This window comes from Paenibacillus sp. P4_A7 (genome assembly GCF_056402455.1).
In genome coordinates, this window is the sequence record NZ_JBFUHJ010000797.1 from 1 (window position 1) to 1,182 (window position 1,182).

The 1,182-nt window shown below is 40.0% G+C and carries 1 pseudogene; it reads right to left on the reverse strand.

Annotated features, from left to right (window positions below):
• Nucleotides 1-916 precede the first annotated feature (916 nt).
• Nucleotides 917-1,182: pseudogene (locus tag AC1DWN_RS34070) on the reverse strand (hypothetical protein); the annotation flags it as partial.

The window sequence follows — 1,182 nt, forward strand, 5'->3', positions numbered from 1 at the left end:
GAGGTGGATTAGTTTCACAATGTGAAACTAAATCACCGGAAAGTGGTCGCAGATCGAGCTAACCTAGCAAATAAACTCAAAACCTGAAACTAAACTGGAGCTTAGCCTTTTGTTTTCTTGTTTAATTGCAAAAAATGAAACTACACGTTCATAGCGCATAAACATCCGTTTATTGTTAATAAGAGCCACCAAAAATTGCATACTCATCAGGTGGCTTGTAGGTAATATTAAATTAGTTTCTGATTGTGAAACTAGCGAACGGTATTGTGGAGTTAGAGGTGGATTAGTTTCACAATGTGAAGCTAAATCACCAGAAAGAGGTCGCAGATCGAGCTAACCTAGCAAATAAACTCAAAACCTGAAACTAAATCGGTACTTACCCATAGGAATTCTCATTTAAGTGAAAAAAATGAAACTACGCGGACTGAACAGATAACTATCCGTTTTTTGTTGATATGAAACTCCATGACTTACATACTCTTCAGGCTGCTTGGAGGTAATATAAAATTAGTTTCAGATTGTGAAACTAGCGAGCGGCATTGTGGTGTTAGAGACGGATTAGTTTCACAATGTATAGCTAAATCACCGGAAAGAGGTCGCAGATCGAGCAAACCAAGCATTTAATTTCAAACCCTGAAACTAACTCAGAACTTTTMTTTATGCGTTGTCATTTAATTTCAAAAAGTGAAACTGCTCAGGCTAAATGTATCAAAACAGCAAACTTGACACTGCAAGCAGAGGCAGCCCATCAAAACAGCCAACCTGCACTTAAGCAAGTAGACAGAGCACACATTACAGCAGACACAGAAGTGTGTATATGTGAACGTTCCCCATTATGGAGATGCGTTCACACATCAGATCCGTTATTTGAGCTAGAAGCCCCCAAATACCCCGTTCGTGTGGAAAATAAAAAAGCTCAATGCACCGCCATCAAACGGCGTATAACGGTATAAGTTTCTTTATCTTTATTTATCGTTAGCGTAGCTTTCCAAATTCCTGCCATAAGGGGTACTCCTTCACCTTTATAAACGCCGGGTGATGTTTCTTTCATATCGAAGTTGTAATTACCGCATACCATGCCAATCATATCGAGCTGAACAGAAATTGCGGCGCCTTGCAGCGGAGCACCAGTGATGTCGGTCACTTGGAATGTAAATGTATTTTCATGCAGCACCTTCGCAG